Source organism: Streptomyces sp. NPDC006309, assembly GCF_040613095.1.
Classification (GTDB): domain Bacteria; phylum Actinomycetota; class Actinomycetes; order Streptomycetales; family Streptomycetaceae; genus Streptomyces.
In genome coordinates, this window is the sequence record NZ_JBEXRO010000012.1 from 115,652 (window position 1) to 131,924 (window position 16,273).

14 protein-coding genes are annotated in these 16,273 nt (G+C 74.2%); 4 read left to right on the forward strand and 10 right to left on the reverse strand.

Annotation, left to right across the window (positions count from 1 at the left end; genetic code table 11):
- Positions 1 to 32 precede the first annotated feature (32 nt).
- Positions 33 to 674 carry a TetR/AcrR family transcriptional regulator gene (locus tag ABZ117_RS18005; RefSeq protein WP_356821807.1) on the forward strand — a complete coding sequence of 214 codons (642 nt, stop codon included), beginning with the start codon at positions 33 to 35 and terminating at the stop codon, positions 672 to 674.
- Positions 675 to 733: 59 nt separating this feature from the next.
- Here the strand turns inward: ABZ117_RS18005 and ABZ117_RS18010 are convergent, their stop codons facing one another.
- From ABZ117_RS18010 to ABZ117_RS18050, 9 genes are all read right to left on the reverse strand, one after another.
- The gene (locus tag ABZ117_RS18010; protein ID WP_356821809.1) at positions 734 to 1,816 is read right to left on the reverse strand and encodes a Zn-dependent alcohol dehydrogenase; all 1,083 of its coding nucleotides are present in this window, start codon (positions 1,814 to 1,816) and stop codon (positions 734 to 736) included.
- 15 nt (positions 1,817 to 1,831) lie between these two features.
- Entirely contained in the window at positions 1,832 to 3,220 is a 1,389-nt protein-coding gene (locus ABZ117_RS18015) for an aldehyde dehydrogenase family protein (RefSeq protein WP_356821811.1), read from the reverse strand.
- 177 nt (positions 3,221 to 3,397) lie between these two features.
- On the reverse strand, positions 3,398 to 4,114 hold the full coding sequence (locus ABZ117_RS18020; RefSeq protein ID WP_356821813.1) for a class F sortase: 717 nt from the start codon (positions 4,112 to 4,114) through the stop codon (positions 3,398 to 3,400).
- Positions 4,101 to 4,763, reverse strand: a complete 663-nt coding sequence (locus ABZ117_RS18025) for a hypothetical protein (protein ID WP_356821815.1) — start codon at positions 4,761 to 4,763, stop codon at positions 4,101 to 4,103. The genes ABZ117_RS18020 and ABZ117_RS18025 overlap by 14 nt, the downstream gene beginning before the upstream one ends.
- Before the next feature lie 101 nt (positions 4,764 to 4,864).
- The gene (locus tag ABZ117_RS18030; protein WP_356821817.1) at positions 4,865 to 6,100 is read right to left on the reverse strand and encodes an MFS transporter; all 1,236 of its coding nucleotides are present in this window, start codon (positions 6,098 to 6,100) and stop codon (positions 4,865 to 4,867) included.
- A gap of 24 nt (positions 6,101 to 6,124) precedes the next feature.
- The gene (locus ABZ117_RS18035) at positions 6,125 to 7,561 is read right to left on the reverse strand and encodes a citrate:proton symporter (RefSeq protein ID WP_356821818.1); all 1,437 of its coding nucleotides are present in this window, start codon (positions 7,559 to 7,561) and stop codon (positions 6,125 to 6,127) included.
- Positions 7,562 to 7,686: 125 nt separating this feature from the next.
- A complete protein-coding gene (locus ABZ117_RS18040; protein WP_356821820.1) occupies positions 7,687 to 9,918 on the reverse strand; it encodes a molybdopterin oxidoreductase family protein in 2,232 nt (743 codons plus the stop codon).
- A gap of 180 nt (positions 9,919 to 10,098) precedes the next feature.
- Positions 10,099 to 10,764, reverse strand: coding sequence for a TetR/AcrR family transcriptional regulator (locus tag ABZ117_RS18045; RefSeq protein WP_356821822.1), 666 nt, complete (start codon positions 10,762 to 10,764; stop codon positions 10,099 to 10,101).
- 64 nt (positions 10,765 to 10,828) lie between these two features.
- The gene (locus ABZ117_RS18050; protein ID WP_356821823.1) at positions 10,829 to 11,476 is read right to left on the reverse strand and encodes a hypothetical protein; all 648 of its coding nucleotides are present in this window, start codon (positions 11,474 to 11,476) and stop codon (positions 10,829 to 10,831) included.
- Between the two features lie 154 nt (positions 11,477 to 11,630).
- Between ABZ117_RS18050 and hmgA the strand changes: the two genes are divergently transcribed.
- The 3 genes from hmgA (at position 11,631) to ABZ117_RS18065 (ending at position 15,504) form a co-directional block, all read left to right on the forward strand.
- Positions 11,631 to 12,941, forward strand: a complete 1,311-nt coding sequence (hmgA, locus tag ABZ117_RS18055; protein ID WP_356821825.1) for a homogentisate 1,2-dioxygenase — start codon at positions 11,631 to 11,633, stop codon at positions 12,939 to 12,941.
- Positions 12,942 to 12,986: 45 nt separating this feature from the next.
- Positions 12,987 to 13,733, forward strand: coding sequence for a GntR family transcriptional regulator (locus ABZ117_RS18060; protein ID WP_356821827.1), 747 nt, complete (start codon positions 12,987 to 12,989; stop codon positions 13,731 to 13,733).
- A gap of 616 nt (positions 13,734 to 14,349) precedes the next feature.
- Positions 14,350 to 15,504, forward strand: coding sequence for a type ISP restriction/modification enzyme (locus ABZ117_RS18065; protein ID WP_356821828.1), 1,155 nt, complete (start codon positions 14,350 to 14,352; stop codon positions 15,502 to 15,504).
- Here ABZ117_RS18065 and ABZ117_RS18070 read toward each other — a convergent pair.
- Positions 15,501 to 16,229: a TetR/AcrR family transcriptional regulator gene (locus tag ABZ117_RS18070; protein WP_356821830.1), complete on the reverse strand. Its 729-nt coding sequence runs from the start codon at positions 16,227 to 16,229 to the stop codon at positions 15,501 to 15,503. The two genes, ABZ117_RS18065 and ABZ117_RS18070, sit on opposite strands and share 4 nt — an antisense overlap.
- Positions 16,230 to 16,273: the final 44 nt, after the last annotated feature.

A 16,273-nucleotide genomic window follows, 5' to 3' on the forward strand; every position in this document is an offset into this window, starting at 1 on the left:
TAGTTTCTGATCGCAGCCCTACTATGTGCGCCATGGCCCGACCGCGCAAGCCCCTCCTCAGCCCCGACCGGATCGTCGAGACGGCCCGCAACCTCGTGGACCGGGAGGGCCTGGCCGCCGTCTCCACCCGCCGGCTCGCCGCCGAGCTGGGGGTGAGCGGGCCCTCGCTGTACAACCACTTCCGCACCAAGGACGAGATCCTGGAGGCGGTCGCGGACTCGGTGAGCGGGCTGGTGGATCTGTCGATGTTCGAGGACGGCCGGGAGTGGCGGACCGCGCTGCACGACTGGGCCGTCTCCTACCGGGCCGCCCTGCGCGACCACCCGAACATCGTCCCGGTCCTCGCCCGGGGCCCCGGCCGCCGCCCCGCCGCCCTGCGCCTGGCCGACGCGGTCTACGGCGCCATGGTCGACGCGGGCTGGCCGCCGGCGCAGGCGACCTCCATCGGCGCGCTGATGCGGTACTTCATCATGGGCTCGGCGCTCGGTTCGTTCGCCGGCGGCTTCGTGGACGACGCCAGCGCCTACGACCCCGCCGACTACCCCCACCTCGGCCAGGCCCACCTCCTGGCCGAGCAGCAGGAGAAGATCGACGAACGGGCCTTCGAGACGGGGCTGACCGCGCTGCTGGACGGGCTCGCGCGGCAGTACCGGCAGGTACGGGAGGGGGCGTAGGGAGCAGTGCCTCCGGGCTCCCCCGTCCCCCGGGTCCGCCCGGAGTCCCGCCGGGTCCCTCAGAACACCACCAGCGCCCGGCCCCCCTTGCCGGCCAGCATGTTGTCGAAGGCCGCCGGGATGCCCTCCAGGGTGATCCGCTCGGTCACCAGCCGGGAGAGGTCCAGGCGGCCCTCCCGTACGTGGGCCGCGATGACCGGGAGGTCGCGGGCCGGGTCGCTGTTGCCGTAGACGCAGCCGGACAGGGTGCGGCCCCAGTGGAAGAGTTCCAGGGCGTTGAAGGTGACCTGCTCGTCCTTGCCGCCGATGCCGACGACCGTCGTACGGCCGCCCCGGCGGGTGGACTCCCAGGCCGTCCGGATGGAGACCGCGCGGCCCGCGCACTCCACGGAGACGTCGACGCCCTGCTTGCCGGTGAGCGCGCGGATCTCGCGCGCGGTGGTGCCGGAGGCGAGGACGTAGTCCGTGGCGCCGGCCGCGCGGGCCAGCTCCTCCTTGCCGGGGGAGACGTCGACCGCGATGACGCGGGAGGCGCCCGCGATGCGGGCCGACTGGAGGGCGGCGAGGCCGACCCCGCCGACGCCGAACACGGCGACCGTCTCGCCGGGCCGGACCTTCGCCGAGTGGTGGACGGCGCCGTACCCGGTGAGCACGGCGCAGCCGAGGAGGGCGGCGTCCACCAGCGGCACCCCCTGAGGCAGCGGCAGCACGCAGGACGCGGCGACCACCGTCTCCTCGGCGAACGCGGCGACGTTGAGGCCGGGGTGGAGGTCGGTGCCGTCGGTGGTGCGGGCGTGGACGTCCGCGGCGCCGTTCAGGGCGTTGGCGCACAGCCAGACCTCGCCGAGGGTGCAGGCGTGGCAGGTGCCGCAGGACGGCGCCCAGTTGAGGACCACGGACGCGCCGGGCGCGACATGGGTGACGCCCTCGCCGACGGCGACGACCGTGCCGGCGCCCTCGTGGCCGAGGACGGCCGGCACCGGCACCCGCATGGTGCCGTTCGCCAGGGACAGGTCGGAGTGGCAGACGCCGGCGGCGGCCAGGCGTACCCGGACCTGTCCGGGGCCCGGGTCGGGCAGTTCGATCCCGGTGATCTCCAGGGGGGCGCCGATGGCGGGCAGGACGGCGGCTCGTACGGCCATGGGTCTCGGACTCCCTTAGAACTGGAGGGACTTGGTCTGGAGGTACTCCGCGAGTCCGTGCGCGCCGAGTTCCCGGCCGACTCCGGACTGCTTGTACCCCCCGAAGGGCGCGAGGGGGTTGAACCGGCCGCCGTTGATGTCGACCTGGCCGGTGTCCATGCGGCGGGCGAAGGCCACCGCCTCCGCCTCGTCGGCGGCCCAGACGGCGCCCGCGAGGCCGTACACCGTGCCGTTGGCGATGCGCAGGGCGTCGTCCTCGTCCTCGTAGCTCAGGATGGACAGGACCGGCCCGAAGATCTCCTCCTGGGCGATGGTCATCTCCGGGGTGACGTCCGCGAAGACGGTCGGGCTGACGAAGTAGCCCCGCTCGCGCGGTGCTTCGGGGCCGCCGGCGACCAGCCGGGCGCCCTCGGCGATGCCCTTCTCGATGTAGCCGCGCACCCGTGCCCGCTGGCCGGCGTTGACCACCGGACCGATGCGGTCGCCGTACTTGGCGGCGGCGGCCGCGGCCAGCTCGACGGCCTCGGCGTACCGGTCGCGGTGGACCAGCATGCGGGTCCAGGCGCTGCACGTCTGGCCCGAGTTGGACATCACGTTGGCCACGCCGACGTTGACGGCCTTGGCGAGGTCGGCGCTCGGCAGGATGACGTTGGCGGACTTGCCGCCCAGTTCGAGGGCGACCTTCTTCACGGCCGCACCGGCCGCCGCGCCGATCCGCCGGCCGACCGCCGTGGAACCGGTGAAGGAGACCAGGTCGACGCCCGGGTGTTCGGCGAGGGCCTGTCCGGCGACCGGTCCGAGGCCGGTGACCAGGTTGAACACGCCCGCGGGTACGCCCGCCTCGTGCACCGCCTCGGCGAACAGCTGGGCGGTGAGCGGGGTGTCCTCGGCGGGCTTGAGGACGACCGTGCAGCCCGCGGCGAGCGCGGGGGCGACCTTGGCGACGATCTGGTGGAGGGGGTAGTTCCAGGGGGTGATCGCGCCGACCACGCCGACCGGTTCGTGCAGGACGGTGGAGTTGCCGACCCGCTCCTCGAAGGGGTGGGCGGCGGCCAGCTCGGCGTAGGAGCCGGCGACCGCGATCGGCACGCCGGCGTGCACGGCCTGGGAGAACTGCGGCGGTGAGCCCAGTTCGGCGGTGACCGTCGCGGCGATCTCCTCCCTGCGGGTCACGAGGGCGTCGCGGAGGGCGGCCAGGCGTGCGGCCCGCTCGGCCGGGGGCGTGGCCGCCCAGGCGGGCAGGGCGGCGCGGGCGGCCCGGACGGCGGTGTCGACGTCCAGGGCCCCGCCCGCCGGGACCCTGCCGATGACCTGCTCGTCGGCGGGGTTCACGACCTCGATCACGTCCCCGCTGTCGGCGGGGCGCCAGGCGCCGTCGATGTACAGGGCGTCGTGTGCCTTCATGCTGCTTTCCTCCCGGCGGGTCTGCGTCGTCCGGCACACAAACTAGCGGTGATAGTTTTCGGGCGCCAGACATTCCCGGTCCGCAGACGCTTCCGGCACATCATCGCGAAGGGCGTCACGCCCACGACGGCGGACCGGCCGGTACGGTCGGAGAACCCGTACCGGCCGGTCCGCCGGTCACTTCGTCGCGGTCAGGTGGGCGAAGACCACCACGTTGCTGGTGTAGCCGGTCCGCCGGGAGAAGAGGCCGCCGCAGGTGAGGATCCGCAGCTCCGGACGCCCGGAGGGCCCGTAGACCTCCTTGTCGGGGAAGCCCGCCTTGTCGAAGACCTGCACGCGGTCCACGGTGTAGACGGCGGTACGGCCGTCCGCCCGCCGCACCTCCACGGGCTTGCCGGGCCGGACCAGGGCGAGCCCGGCGAACACGGCGGGCCCGGTCCTGGTGTCGCGGTGGCCGACGGCGACCGCGGTGCCCGACTCGCCCGGCGTGGGGCCGCCCTGGTACCAGCCGACCAGCTTGGGCCGGTCGACGGGCGGCGTCTGGAGCTGCCGGTTCGCGTCCAGGCGCAGCGGGGTGACGGGGGCGTCGATCCCGAGGGAGGGCACCCGGAAGGACGTCGGCCGGGACCGGGGCAGCGGGCGCGGCGGGGGCCCCGCGGCTGCGGCGGGCTCGGTGTCGTCCGGGCCGGGGCCCCGTCCGTCGGCCGGGGCGGAGCCCGCGCCGGGGGCGGCCACGGCGTCCGGGCCGCCCGGCCGGCCGGGCAGGGCCGGTCCGCCGTCCCGTCCGCACCGGCTGCCGACCGACACCAGGACGGTCACGAGCAGCGCCGTCCTGGCCAGGCGGTAGGCGCGGGTCCGGTGCCAGGGCCTGCGTCGGCGCCTACGCGGCACCATGGGGCCGCCGGCGGACCACCCGGACGTACACGACACCACTGACGGCGATCAGGCCCACGAGGCCCGCGGCGGCCACCGGCGAGTACGCGGCGGCCGTGTCGATGAGACCGCCGCCGCCCGCGTGCACCCCGCCCTTGGGGCCGCCCGGGTCGCTCTTGCCCCAGGCACCGTCGTTGTGCTGGTCGTCGGCGATCTGGCCGTTCGGGCCCTCGTGCCCCTCCTCCTGGTGCTCGTCCTTGCACCGGACCCGGAAGACCTTCTCCTTGGGGGCGCCCGCCACCACCCAGGTGAGCCGGTACTGACCGTCCGCCAGGCCGAGCGGGTCGGTGTGACCGGCGCCGCCGGCGAGCGGGATGGTGCCCGCGACGGTGGCCGAGGTCGGCAGCGGGGGCTGCGGGGTGATGGTGTAGGCGATGGTGGGCAGCACGTCGAAGTTGACGGCGTCCAGGTAGAACTTGCACACCACCGGATCGTCCTTCGAGACCCCGAAGGGCACGCCCACGCGGTGGATCCTGATGTCGCCGTTCTCCCCCTGGGCCACCGCCGCCGGCGCGGCCACCCACGACGCGCCGGACGCCGCGAGAGCGGAGAGAATGACGGTGGCGCCCGCGCGCGAGCCGAGGCCTCGTGGGAGTTTCAGGGTGGGCATGGATGTTCCTCCGAGTCAGACGATTTTCATACAAATCGCTCTTTCGCCTGGACTCTGCGCCATCCACCCCGCGCGAGCCGGGAGCGACGCCCGACGCGCCGTCAGAAATCGCTCGTACGGCGTAGTCCCGGGCGCTCCGGACGGCCCTCGCCCGCCCGGACGGGCGAACGAGGCCCGTCCGCAGAGCGCAGCGCCACGCCCGACGACACCAGCAGCAGACCCCCCAGCAGCACGAACGGCGCCGCCACCCCCGCCAGACCGGCGACCAGGCCCGCGGCGGCCGGCGCGGCGACCTGGCCGAGCCGGTTCCCGGTCAGCCGCAGGGCGAGCGCGGTGGACCGGGCCTGCGCGGGCGCCGCCCGCACCACCGTCGTCATCGACAGCGGCTGGCCCACCCCCAGGCAGAATCCGAGCGCCGTGAGCATCGCGCCGAGCACCCCCACCGGCACCGGCAGCGCGACCCCCGCGCACAGCAGGGCAGCCAGGAGACAGGTCACGGTGAGCAGCGCCGGCCGGCCGAGCAGCCGGAGCAGCGGCGTGAGGACGAGCCGGCAGGCGAGGGTGGCCCCCGCGCGCAGGCCGAGCAGGACACCGATCACCGAGGGGGCGATGCCCCGGTGCTCGCCGACCACGGGCAGGTAGGCGGTCAGGATGTCGGTCGCGGACAGCACCGACAGGCTGATCAGCATCCCGGCGGGCACGCCCCGGGCACGCAGGATGCCGGCTACCGGCACGCGTGCGCCCCGCCCCGGGCGGGAGGCGACGGCCGTACGGTCCTCCACGCGCCACAGCGACGTGAACGCGACGGCCGCGCCCGCGCCCGCCGTGACGAGGGCGAGCGCGCTGCTGCGCGCCAGGTCCGGGCCGCCGACGAGGGCGCCCGCGGCGACGGGTCCGGCGAGCTGGCCGAGGGCGGCGCCGATGGTGAAGTGGCCGAAATCGCGGTCCTGTTCGTGCGGCGCGGACCGGCGGGCCACCAGCGACTGCGCCCCGATCACGAAGCAGAGGTGGCCGAGGCCCATCACCCCGCTCCACAGGGCCATCGTCCACAGCGAGCCGGCGAGCCCGCTGAGCACACAGCCGCCGGCGATCAGGGCCACGCCCGCCGGGAGCAGGGGCACGCAGCGGCCGTGGTCGGTACGGCGGCCGAGCGGTACGGCCGCGAACAGCGGGAGCAGCGCGTAGGCGCCCGCGATGACACCGACCGCCCGTTCGTCGGCGCCCGGCGCGAGGGCCCGGTAGGAGACGGCGGGCCGGGCCATCGACACCGCCCCCTGCGCGCAGCCGAAGGCGATGACGAGGCGCAGCAGCCAGCCGCGGTTCCCACCGGACCCCATGGACACGACCTCCGTCGCGAGCGGTCAGAGGATGCCGAACACGATGGCCGCGCCGAGCACCACCAGGGACGTGAGCGCGGCCCACTTGACCACGAACCGGGTGTGGTCGCCGAACTCGACCTTGGCCATGCCGACCAGGACGTACACGGCGGGGACGAGCGGGCTGGACATGTGCAGGGGCTGGCCGATGATCGAGGCGCGGGCGATCTCCAGGGAGGAGACGCCGTGCGCGTGGCCGGCCTCAGCGAGCACCGGCAGGACACCGAAGTAGAAGCCGTCGTTGGACATGAAGTACGTCAGCGGGATGCTCAGCACGCCGGTGACGGCGGCCATGTGCGGGCCCATGCCGGCGGGGATGTTGTCGACCAGCCACCCGGCCATGTGGTCGACCATGCCGGTGCCCTGGAGGACGCCGGTGAAGACGGCGGCGGCGAACACCATGCCGGAGACGTTGAGGACGTTCTCGGCGTGGGCGGCGACGCGGGCCTTCTGGTCGGGCATGTGCGGGAAGTTGACGGTCAGGGCGAGGGCCGCGCCGAGCAGGAACAGCACCGGGATCGGCAGCCACTCCATGATCATGGCGGTGAGCAGGACGACCGTGAGCAGCGCGTTGAACCAGTACAGGCGGGGGCGCAGGGTGGCGCGGTCCGGGTCCAGGCCCTGCAAGCCGTCGTCCTCGGGCTCGCCGGGTGAGGCGTCGGTGACGGCGGGGCCGCCGGCGCTCTCCACGCCGTTGCCGGAGGCCGGACCCCCGGCGCCCGTCGTGCCCTTGCCGGTGCCCGCACCGGCGCCGGCGCCGGCCAGTACGGTCTCGGTCTCCTCCACCAGGACCTCGTCCAGCGTGAGTACGCCGAGCCGCCCGCGCTCGCGGCGGCCGAGGACGAAGGCGAGGGCGAGGACGAACGCCAGCCCCACGGCCAGCGCCGGGATCATCGGCACGAAGATGTCGCTCGCGTCGACCTTCAGCGCGGTGGCGGCCCGGGCGGTGGGTCCGCCCCAGGGCAGCGTGTTCATCACGCCGTTGGCCATGGCGGCGACACCGGTCATCACGACCAGGGACATCTTCAGGCGCTTGTACAGCGGGTACATCGCCGACACGGTGATCATGAACGTGGTGGAGCCGTCGCCGTCCAGGGAGACGATCGCGGCGAGGACCGCGGTACCGACGACGATGCGCAGCGGGTCGGCCTTGCAGAACTTCAGGATGCCCCGCACGACCGGGTCGAAGAGGCCGACGTCGATCATCACACCGAAGTAGACGATCGCGAACATGAGCATCGCCGCGGTGGGGGCGAGGCTGGTGACGCCGTCGATGACGTAGTCGCCGAGCTTGGCGCCCTTGCCCACGAACACACAGAACAGCGCGGGTACGAGCACGAGCGCCGCGATCGGCGACATCTTCTTCAGCATGATCAGGACCAGGAAGGTCGCGATCATGGCGAAGCCGAGGATGGTCAGCATGAAATGGATACCTAACGTTCGCCCTTGAACATCCCACCTGGGGGCCGGCGGTGCGTTGACGTTAGGTCCGGTCAAACGGCGTTAACAAGTGGTTGACGTGCGAGCAATAAGCGCAGAAGTCCAGGTCACGGCAGTGTGACGACCTCGACGGGGATGCCGTTGAGCACCGCGTTGCCCGACAGCGGGTCGAGCAGGCTGCCGTCGAGCAGCTGGTTGACGTTGACGCCCGGGACGGTGGAGGCGTGGCCGAGCCGGGTGCCGGGACGGTCGTGGCCCCAGCCGTGCGGCAGGCTCACCACCCCGGGCCGGACACCGTCGGTGACCTCGGCGGGGGCGACCACCTCTCCCCCGGCGCCCCTGACGCGGACGCCGGCGCCGTCCCGGACGCCGAGCCGGGCCGCGTCCTCGGGATGGATGTGCAGGGTGCAGCGGTTGCTGCCGCCGGTCAGGGCGGGCACGTTGTGCATCCAGCTGTTGTTGGAGCGCAGATGGCGGCGGCCGACGAGGACGAGTCCCGCGGGGCGCTCGCGCAGGGCCCGGCGCAGCCGGGGCAGGTCGCCGGCGATCGGCTCGGGCAGCAGCTCGATCCTGCCGCTGCGGGTCCGCAGCGGCTGCGGGAGGCGGGGGCGCAGCGGGCCGAGGTCGATGCCGTGCGGGTGGGCGAGCAGCCGGGCCAGGCTCAGCCCGTCGGGCCGGGCGCCGAAGCCGTCGCCGTACGGGCCGAGGCGGAGCATCAGGTCGAGCCGCCGCTCGGGGCCGTTGTCGCCGGTGAGCCGGTCGGCGAGGGCGCGCGGGTCGCGGCCGTGCACCGGCGCGTGCTCGTCCTGGACCGCCTTGGCGAGCGTCCGGTCGATGACCATCGCGTCGACGGCGGCCGGATCCGTGCCGTGCATGCCGGAGACCGCCAGGACCAGCCGGGCCAGGATCTCGCTCTCGGCCATGCGGCCGGGCTCCAGCGGGACGGCGGGGCGGGTGTAGCGGACCTGGTTGCGGACGGCGAGGGTGTTGAAGGCGAAGTCGTGGTGCGGGCTCTGGGCGGGCGGGGGCGGGGGCAGGACGACGTGGGCGTGGCGCGAGGTCTCGTTGAGATACGGGTCGACGCTGACCATGAAGTCCAGGGAGGCCAGGGCCTTGTCGAGCCGGTCGCCGTCGGGCGCGGAGAGCACCGGGTTGGCGGCGACGACGATCAGCGCGCGGACCGGTTCCCCGGTGCCGGTCGCCGTGTCGATCTCCTCGGCGAGCGCCGACAGGGGCAGTTCGCCCTTGGCCTCCGGGTGCCGCCCGACCCGGGAGTGCCAGCGGCCGAGGGCGAAGCCGCGGCCGGGGCCCGCCGGGCGGGGTGCCCGGTCGGTGGCGGCCTGCGGGAAGAGGGCGCCGCCCGGGCGGTCGAGGTTGCCGGTGAGGATGTTGAGGACGTCGACCAGCCAGCTCGCCAGGGTGCCGTGCGGGACGGTGCAGCTGCCGATGCGGGCGTAGACGGCGGCGGCCGGGGCGGCGGCCAGTTCACGGGCCAGGGTGCGGATGACCTCGGCGTCCAGGTCGCAGGCGGGGGCCACGGCCTCGGGGGTGAAGTCGGCCAGCGCGGCGCGCAGTTCGGCCAGGCCCTCGACGTGCGGGGCCAGCTCCCCGAGGTCGGCCAGGTCCTCCGCGAAGAGGGTGTGGGCCATCGCGGCGAGCAGCAGGGCGTCGGTGCCGGGGCGTATCGCCAGGTGCCGGTCGGCGAGCTTGGCGGTGCGGGTGCGGCGCGGGTCCACGACGGTGAGCCGGCCGCCGCGGGCCTTGAGCGCCTTGAGCCGGCCGGGGAAGTCGGGGGCGGTGCACAGACTGCCGTTGGACTCCAGGGGGTTGGCGCCGATCAGGAGCAGGTGGCCGGTGTGGTCGAGGTCGGGCACCGGGATGGCGTTGGGGTCGCCGAACAGCAGCCCGCTGGATACGTGCTTGGGCATCTGGTCGACCGTCGAGGCGGTGAACAGGCTGCGGGTGCGCAGGGCGCCGAGCAGCACCGGCGGGTAGAGGGCACCGGCCATGGTGTGCACGTTGGGGTTGCCGAGCACCACGCCGACGGCGTCCGGGCCGTGGCGCTCCACGACCGGGCCGAGGCCGGCGGCGACCGCGTCGAAGGCCTCCTCCCACGTGGCCTCGCGCAGGACGCCGTCCTTTCGGACGAGCGGGGTGCGCAGCCGGTCGGGGTCGGCGTCGACGGCGCCGAAGGAGGCGCCCTTGGGGCAGATGAACCCCTTGCTGAAGACGTCATCCCGGTCGCCGCGGGCGCCGGTGACACGGGTGCCCTCGACGGTGAGGGTCAGCCCGCAGGTGGCCTCGCACAGGGGGCAGATTCGCAGGGCGGTGCGGGACACGGGTCCTCCGGAGGGTCGGCGGTGGCTCACCCGGGCCCGGACGGGGGCGGGCGGGCTCGGACGGGGGTGGACGAGCGCGAGCGGGCACGGACGGGCCCGGGCAGGCGCCGGTGGCGCGGACGGGCTCGCTCGGAGCATACCGACCGGTATGCCCGCTGGGGAGTCCCGGTGGCCGGCCGTTCAGTCGAGCGCGCGTCCCAGATAGGCCCGCAGCAGCTGCCGGGTCTCGGCGATGATCGCGTCGTCACCCTGCGGATCGATGCGGAAGGCAAGCTGGACGAGGGTGTCGGCGCTCTCCACGGCGACCAGGAAGACCCGGCGCAGTTCCTCGTCGGGGGTGCGGGAGAGATAGCCGGAGAGCAGGTCGGTCAGCCGGTCGGCGACCCGGGTGTTGGGCTCGTTGTGGCGGCTGCCCACCGGGATCTGGTTGCCGAAGTCGACCAGGGAGAAGCCGGGCGCGGTGCGTTTCATCGCCAGGTACTCGTCCAGGACGGCGTCCATGGCGGCCCGCCAGTCTCCTCCGCCCGCGCCCCCGCCCGCGGTCTCCCGCGAACGGGTGTGGGCGCCGCCATCCCCGTCCTTCAGCCGCTCGGTGACACGCTCGACGTACCGCTCCAGGTTGCGCTGGGCGAGGGCGTCGGCCATCTGCCGCTTGTTGCCGAAGAAGCGGTAGACCGAGCCGATGGGGACCCCGGCGCGCTGGGCGACGGCGCGGGTGCTCAGGGCGTCGTAGCCGACCTCGTCCAGGAGTTCGGCGCAGGCGTCCAGGATTCTGGTCAGCCGTTCGGCGCTGCGCCGCTGGACGGGCGCGCGGCGGAGCGAGGTCGCGTGGGGCACGGACTTCATGATGCCTTTCCGCCGGGGTCCGGTGAAGCTCGTCCCACAGTACGGAGAAGGATGGCCGATGCACTCATCTGCCGGCGCCGGGGGTCGCGCCGGCGGCCGGGGCCGTCCCCGCGTCCGCCTCCGCCGCGTGCGCCTGCGCCTCGGCCGCGTCCACCCCAGCGGCGTCCGCCCTCGCCGCGTCCGGCCCGGCGCCCGGCGCCGCCGCCGCCTCCGCGCCCGACACCGTGACGTCGGCGGTGCTCTCGACCGGCTTGCCCCGTACGGCCCACACGGTGCCGTCGTCCGCGTACAGCCGCGCGGTGACGTGGTGGGTGCCGTGCGGGACGAGGGCGGCGGCCAGGTGGAACGCGGGGGTGCGCGGCCGGGCGACGCGACGGCCGTCGACGAACAGGGAGACGACCCCGCGCCCGGTGACCGCGACCGGCCGGACGCCGGGCGCGGAACAGCGGAAGCGGCGGAACGCCAGCCGCACGTCCCAGCCGCCGCCGGCGGCCGGGGTCACCTCGATGCCGACCTCGGGGGCGTCCTTCCTGGCCACCTCGCGCAGATTCCGGCCGGTCCCGTCGGTGACGTCCAGCACCGTTCCCGCCGGTGGGGACGGGACCGTGCCCCCGTGCGCCTCACCCGTCGCGCAGGCCGCCGCTCCGAGCGGCAGCAGGACGCACACGGCGAGCGCGGCGAGAGGTTGACGCGTCGACTTGATCCACGGCATGGCCGGGAGCGTAGAACACCGCCCGGGGACCCCGGATCCCCCTCAGGTCGGGTTGTCCCCCTACCCCGGAGGGAGGAGCCGGGACCCTCTTGCGCAGTCCCCCGATTGATTCCTACGGTGATGCATAGGAATCAGCGGCACAAAGGGAGCGATGATGAGCGGGGACGCGCGGAAGACCGCCGAGGGGCTGTCGTATCTCACCGGGTTCGGCAACGAACACGCCTCGGAGGCGGTGCCGGGCGCCCTGCCCGAGGGCCGCAACTCGCCGCAGCGCGCACCGCTCGGGCTGTACGCGGAACAGCTGAGCGGTACGGCGTTCACCGAGCCGCGGGCGTACAACCGCCGCTCCTGGCTGTACCGCGTCCGCCCGTCGGCCGCGCACCCGGCGTTCGCCCGCACCGGCAACGGCGCGCTGCGCACGGCCCCCTTCACCCAGAGCGTGCCCGACCCCAACCGGCTGCGCTGGAACCCGCTGCCCGAGCCCCCGGCGGGCACCGACTTCCTCGCCGGCCTGTGGACGCTGGGCGGCAACGGCGACGTGAGTCAGCGCACCGGCATGGCCGTGCACCTCTACCACGCCGATGCCTCGATGGAGCGGGTCTTCTCCGACGCGGACGGGGAGCTGCTGATCGTGCCCGAGCGCGGCGGACTGCTGCTGCACACCGAGTTCGGCCGGCTCCATGTGGAGCCCGCCGAGGTGGCACTGATTCCGCGTGGGGTCCGCTTCCGTGTGGAACTGCTGGACGAGTCGGCGCGCGGTTATGTGTGCGAGAACTATGGGGCGCCGTTCCGGCTGCCCGACCTCGGCCCGATCGGCGCCAACGGGCTCGCCGCGCCCCGGGACTTCCGGGCGCCGGTGGCGGCCTACGAGGACGTGGAGGGGCCGGTGGAGGTGGTGAACAAGTTCTGCGGCAACCTGTGGGCCGCGACCTACGACCACAGCCCCCTGGACGTGGTCGCCTGGCACGGCAACTATGTGCCGTACGTCTATGACCTGCGCCGCTTCAATGTGATCGGCACCATCTCCTACGACCACCCCGACCCGTCCGTCTTCACGGTCCTCACCTCGCCCTCGGACACCCCGGGCCTGGCCGGTGTCGACTTCGTCGTGTTCGCGCCGCGCTGGCTGGTGGGCGAGGACACCTTCCGGCCGCCGTACTTCCACCGGAACGTGATGAGCGAGTACATGGGCCTGATCGAGGGCGCGTACGACGCGAAGGCGGAGGGTTTCGTGCCCGGTGGCGGCTCGCTGCACAACATGATGTCGGCGCACGGTCCGGACCGGGAGACGTTCGACCGGGCGAGCGCGGCCGAGCTGAAGCCGCAGAAGATCGACGACGGGCTGGCGTTCATGTTCGAGACCCGCTGGCCGGTGACCCTGACCCCGCTCGCGGCCCGGGCGGACCACCTACAGCAGCGCTACGACGACGTGTGGCAGGGGCTCGAGCGCCACTTCCGGGTGTGACGGCCGCATTGCGCCGACCGCTCACCGACAGGTACGGATAGCCGCGTGACCTCCTTCGCTCCGGATTCGATCGTCCTGAACCGCAAGCTGCCGCTGTGGTACCAGGTGTCGCAGTCACTGCGCGCCTCGATACTGGGCCGCTCCCCCCAGGACCCGCTGCGCCTGCCGACGGAGGAGCGGCTCGCGCAGCACTACGGGGTGAGCGTGCTGACCATGCGCCAGGCGCTGAAGGAACTGGAGGACGAGGGGCTGATCAGCCGGCACCGGCGGCGCGGCACGTTCATCGAGCCCGGGGTCCGGCGCGGGGCTCCCGTGCGGCTGCTGGGCTCGGTGGACGCCATCGTGGCCCAGCAGTCCGGGATGACGGCCGAGCTGCTGGAGCACGGCCCGGTGCCGGTGCCGGCCGGGCTCGCCGAATACTTCCCGGACCTCGCGGAGGTGACGGCGTACCACCGCCTGCGCAGCGACGAGAAGACCGGCGAGCCGACGAACCACGCCGTCAACCACATCCGTCCCGACCTGGCCGCGCTCATCGACCCGGACGACCTCGTCCGCTGGCCGATGACCAAGGTGCTGCGGGACGTGGTGCGGGCGGACATCAGCCGGATCACGGACACCGTGGAGGCCCGCCTCGCCGACCCCGAGACGGCCCGCCTGCTGGAGGTCCCGCTGCTCAGCCCGATCCTGCACTACACGGGCGTGACCTACGACACCGAGGGCCGGGTGCTGGACGTCGCCGTCATCCACTACCGGGGCGACCGCTTCTCGTTCACGGTCACGCTGGACGCCTGAGCGTTCCACCGGGCGGACCGTGAGGAACCGCCCGGCGGTCCGCGGGAGTCGGGCCGGCCGGTCCCCACGGACCCGGCACAACCGCCCGCGGGCCCCGTGACGGCCGTCCGCTGGCCTGTCTCGACCTCTGCGGGCCCGTCACGGCCGTCCACCCCCGCCCCCTCACAGCCGTGGGCATGCCTGTCACAGCCGCCCGCCGACCCCTCGCGGCCATCCGGGGCCTGTCACGGCCGTCCGCGATGCTCACAGTCGTCCGGGGGGCCTGCCACAGCCGTCCGGGGACCCGCAATGGCAGGCCACCGCCCGATCGCAGCCATCCGGGGCCTATGCCACGGCCACCACCGACCCCTCACAGCCGTCCGCATGCCCGTCACGGCCGCCCGCCGACCCCTCACCAGCCGTCCGGGGCCCATGCCACGGCCATCCGCCGGCCCCTCGCGGCCCCGTCCCCGGGTGCCTCACGGCCGTCCACCGGCCCCTCACGGCCGTCCATAGGCTCGCCCCGGCCACCCGCAGGCTTGCCCGGGCCGGTCGCGGGGCCACGCCGGCCGGTCGCTCCCGCGGCTGAGCCGCGTATCGCGCGAGGCCCCCGCCCGCGCCGGACCGCTGTCGTACGATGCCCGGCGTGACGCACGACGACGCTCCGCTGCTGGCGGACCTCATGCCGTGGTCGGTCGCACCCCTGCGGCTGGGCCGCGGCTGGCCGGTGGCACCGGACCCGGCGTCCCTGCGGGCCCGGTGGGACGCCCTGCTGAAGGCCGCGGGGCCGGACCGGGAGGCGCTGTTCGAGCCGAGCCGCGCCCGCACGCTCACCTCGGCGGTGGGCCAGCTGCCCGGCCAGGCCGGCGGCACACGACGGCTGGTGCGCGCCGAGGGTCCCTGCGCGGAGCCCGTCCGGGTGCTGGCCGCCCCCTTCGACGAGCAGTGGCTGATCCCGGACCACCGGCTGATCGACGCCGCCCGCCCGGAGCTGTGGCGGGTGGCGGACGCGCACCAGGTGTTCACGGTGGAGACGGGCGACGCCGGTACCCCGCTGCTGGCGACCTCGATGCTGCCCCTGCTGCGCACCGGCCGGGTCCGCCCGCTCCACCGCCGCCCCGGCGGCACGGAACCCAATCTGGCGCCCGGTCTGGCGGACCACCTCGCGGCCCGGCTGGGCACGTCCCCGACGGCGCCGGACGTGCTGGCGTGGATCCTGGCGGCGGTCCGCCCGGACCTCACCGTGCCGCTCACGGCGGACCCCGAACTGTGGTCCACGGGCGTGGGATTGGGCCGCCGCATGCTGTGGCTGTTGCGCCGCGACGGCGAACGCCCCAAGCTGCCGGGCGGCCGCCGCCCCTACGTCCGCGCGCCCCTGCCGAGCCGCCCGTCGGCCCTGCGCTACGACCGTGACGAGGAGACGCTGCACCTCGACGAGGGCCGTGTCTCTCCGGTGCCGCCGGAGGCCTGGGACCTGGAGGTGGCCGGAGTACGGGTCCTGGAGACCTGGTTCGCGGCCCGCACGGCCCCGCCCGAGCCGGGCACGCTCGCCGCGGTCCGCCCGGCGACCTGGCCGCAGTCCTGGACGTCGGAACTGCTGGAACTGATCACGGTTCTGGCGCTGCTGGCGGAACTGCGTCCGCTGCGGGCCGCGTTGCGGATGACGTCACCGGTCACGGCGGCCGACCTGCGCGACGCCGGCGTCCTCCCGCCACCGCGGCGGTCCCGCCGTCCGGCCTCGGTCCTGGACCACCACGAGGAGGGCCCGGAGGGCCAGTTCGCGCTTCTCTAGCCCACGCTGCCCGGCCGGTGCGGCGCGAACGCGTCCAGCACCCGCTCCAGCGCCCGCTGGAACACCGCCTCCATGTCGATCGGCCCCGGGTCCTCGCTGAACGCGGCCGCCATCCTCGGGTACGCGCCGGAGGCGATCCGGTCGCCCAGGTAGGCGATGCGCACCGCGTTCTCCTCGTCCTCGGACCAGGGCAGGGCACGCACCCGCTCGGCGGTGTCGAGTTCGTTGCGGACGTACGCCGTCACGACACCGTTCAGCATCGCGATGAGTTCGAGCTTGGTGCCGTACGGCAGGTCCAGCGGGTCCAGGCAGGCGAGGCAGTGCTCCAGGTACCGCAGGGCGTGCGGGCTGAAGCCGTACACCGGTGACATCAGCCGCGGTACCCACGGGTGGCGGTGCATCAGCGCCCTGGTCTCGTGCGCCACCCGCAGGAGGTCCGCCCGCCAGTCGCCGCAGGGCTCCCACGGGACGTGCTCGGCGCTGACCGCGTCCACCATCAGCTCGTGCAGATCCTCCTTGCGCGGGACGTAGTTGTACAGCGACATGGTGCCGCAGCCCAGCTCGGCCGCGACGTGCCGCATCGACACCGCGTCGAGCCCCTGCGCGTCGGCGATCCGGACGGCGGCGGCGGCGATGTCGTCGCGCGTGTACGCCGGCTTCGGGCCCCGGCCCGCGCGCTCGGGACGCGTCCAGATCACCTCGGGAACGGCCCCTCGGACTGCCATCGGTCAATCACCTCACCATCATCGTAGTTACGTACGGCGTACGT

What these genes read in the sequence shown, in the direction of transcription:
- ABZ117_RS18070 (WP_356821830.1), bottom strand. Translation starts at nt 16,229, where the DNA reads ATGGCAGTCCGAGGGGCCGTTCCCGAGGTGATCTGGACGCGTCCCGAG.
- ABZ117_RS18005 (WP_356821807.1), top strand. Translation starts at nt 33, where the DNA reads ATGGCCCGACCGCGCAAGCCCCTCCTCAGCCCCGACCGGATCGTCGAG.
- ABZ117_RS18010 (WP_356821809.1), bottom strand. Translation starts at nt 1,816, where the DNA reads ATGGCCGTACGAGCCGCCGTCCTGCCCGCCATCGGCGCCCCCCTGGAG.
- hmgA (WP_356821825.1), top strand. Translation starts at nt 11,631, where the DNA reads ATGAGCGGGGACGCGCGGAAGACCGCCGAGGGGCTGTCGTATCTCACC.
- ABZ117_RS18030 (WP_356821817.1), bottom strand. Translation starts at nt 6,100, where the DNA reads ATGGGGTCCGGTGGGAACCGCGGCTGGCTGCTGCGCCTCGTCATCGCC.
- ABZ117_RS18025 (WP_356821815.1), bottom strand. Translation starts at nt 4,763, where the DNA reads ATGCCCACCCTGAAACTCCCACGAGGCCTCGGCTCGCGCGCGGGCGCC.
- ABZ117_RS18035 (WP_356821818.1), bottom strand. Translation starts at nt 7,561, where the DNA reads ATGCTGACCATCCTCGGCTTCGCCATGATCGCGACCTTCCTGGTCCTG.
- ABZ117_RS18020 (WP_356821813.1), bottom strand. Translation starts at nt 4,114, where the DNA reads ATGGTGCCGCGTAGGCGCCGACGCAGGCCCTGGCACCGGACCCGCGCC.
- ABZ117_RS18015 (WP_356821811.1), bottom strand. Translation starts at nt 3,220, where the DNA reads ATGAAGGCACACGACGCCCTGTACATCGACGGCGCCTGGCGCCCCGCC.
- ABZ117_RS18050 (WP_356821823.1), bottom strand. Translation starts at nt 11,476, where the DNA reads ATGCCGTGGATCAAGTCGACGCGTCAACCTCTCGCCGCGCTCGCCGTG.
- ABZ117_RS18045 (WP_356821822.1), bottom strand. Translation starts at nt 10,764, where the DNA reads ATGAAGTCCGTGCCCCACGCGACCTCGCTCCGCCGCGCGCCCGTCCAG.
- ABZ117_RS18065 (WP_356821828.1), top strand. Translation starts at nt 14,350, where the DNA reads ATGCCCGGCGTGACGCACGACGACGCTCCGCTGCTGGCGGACCTCATG.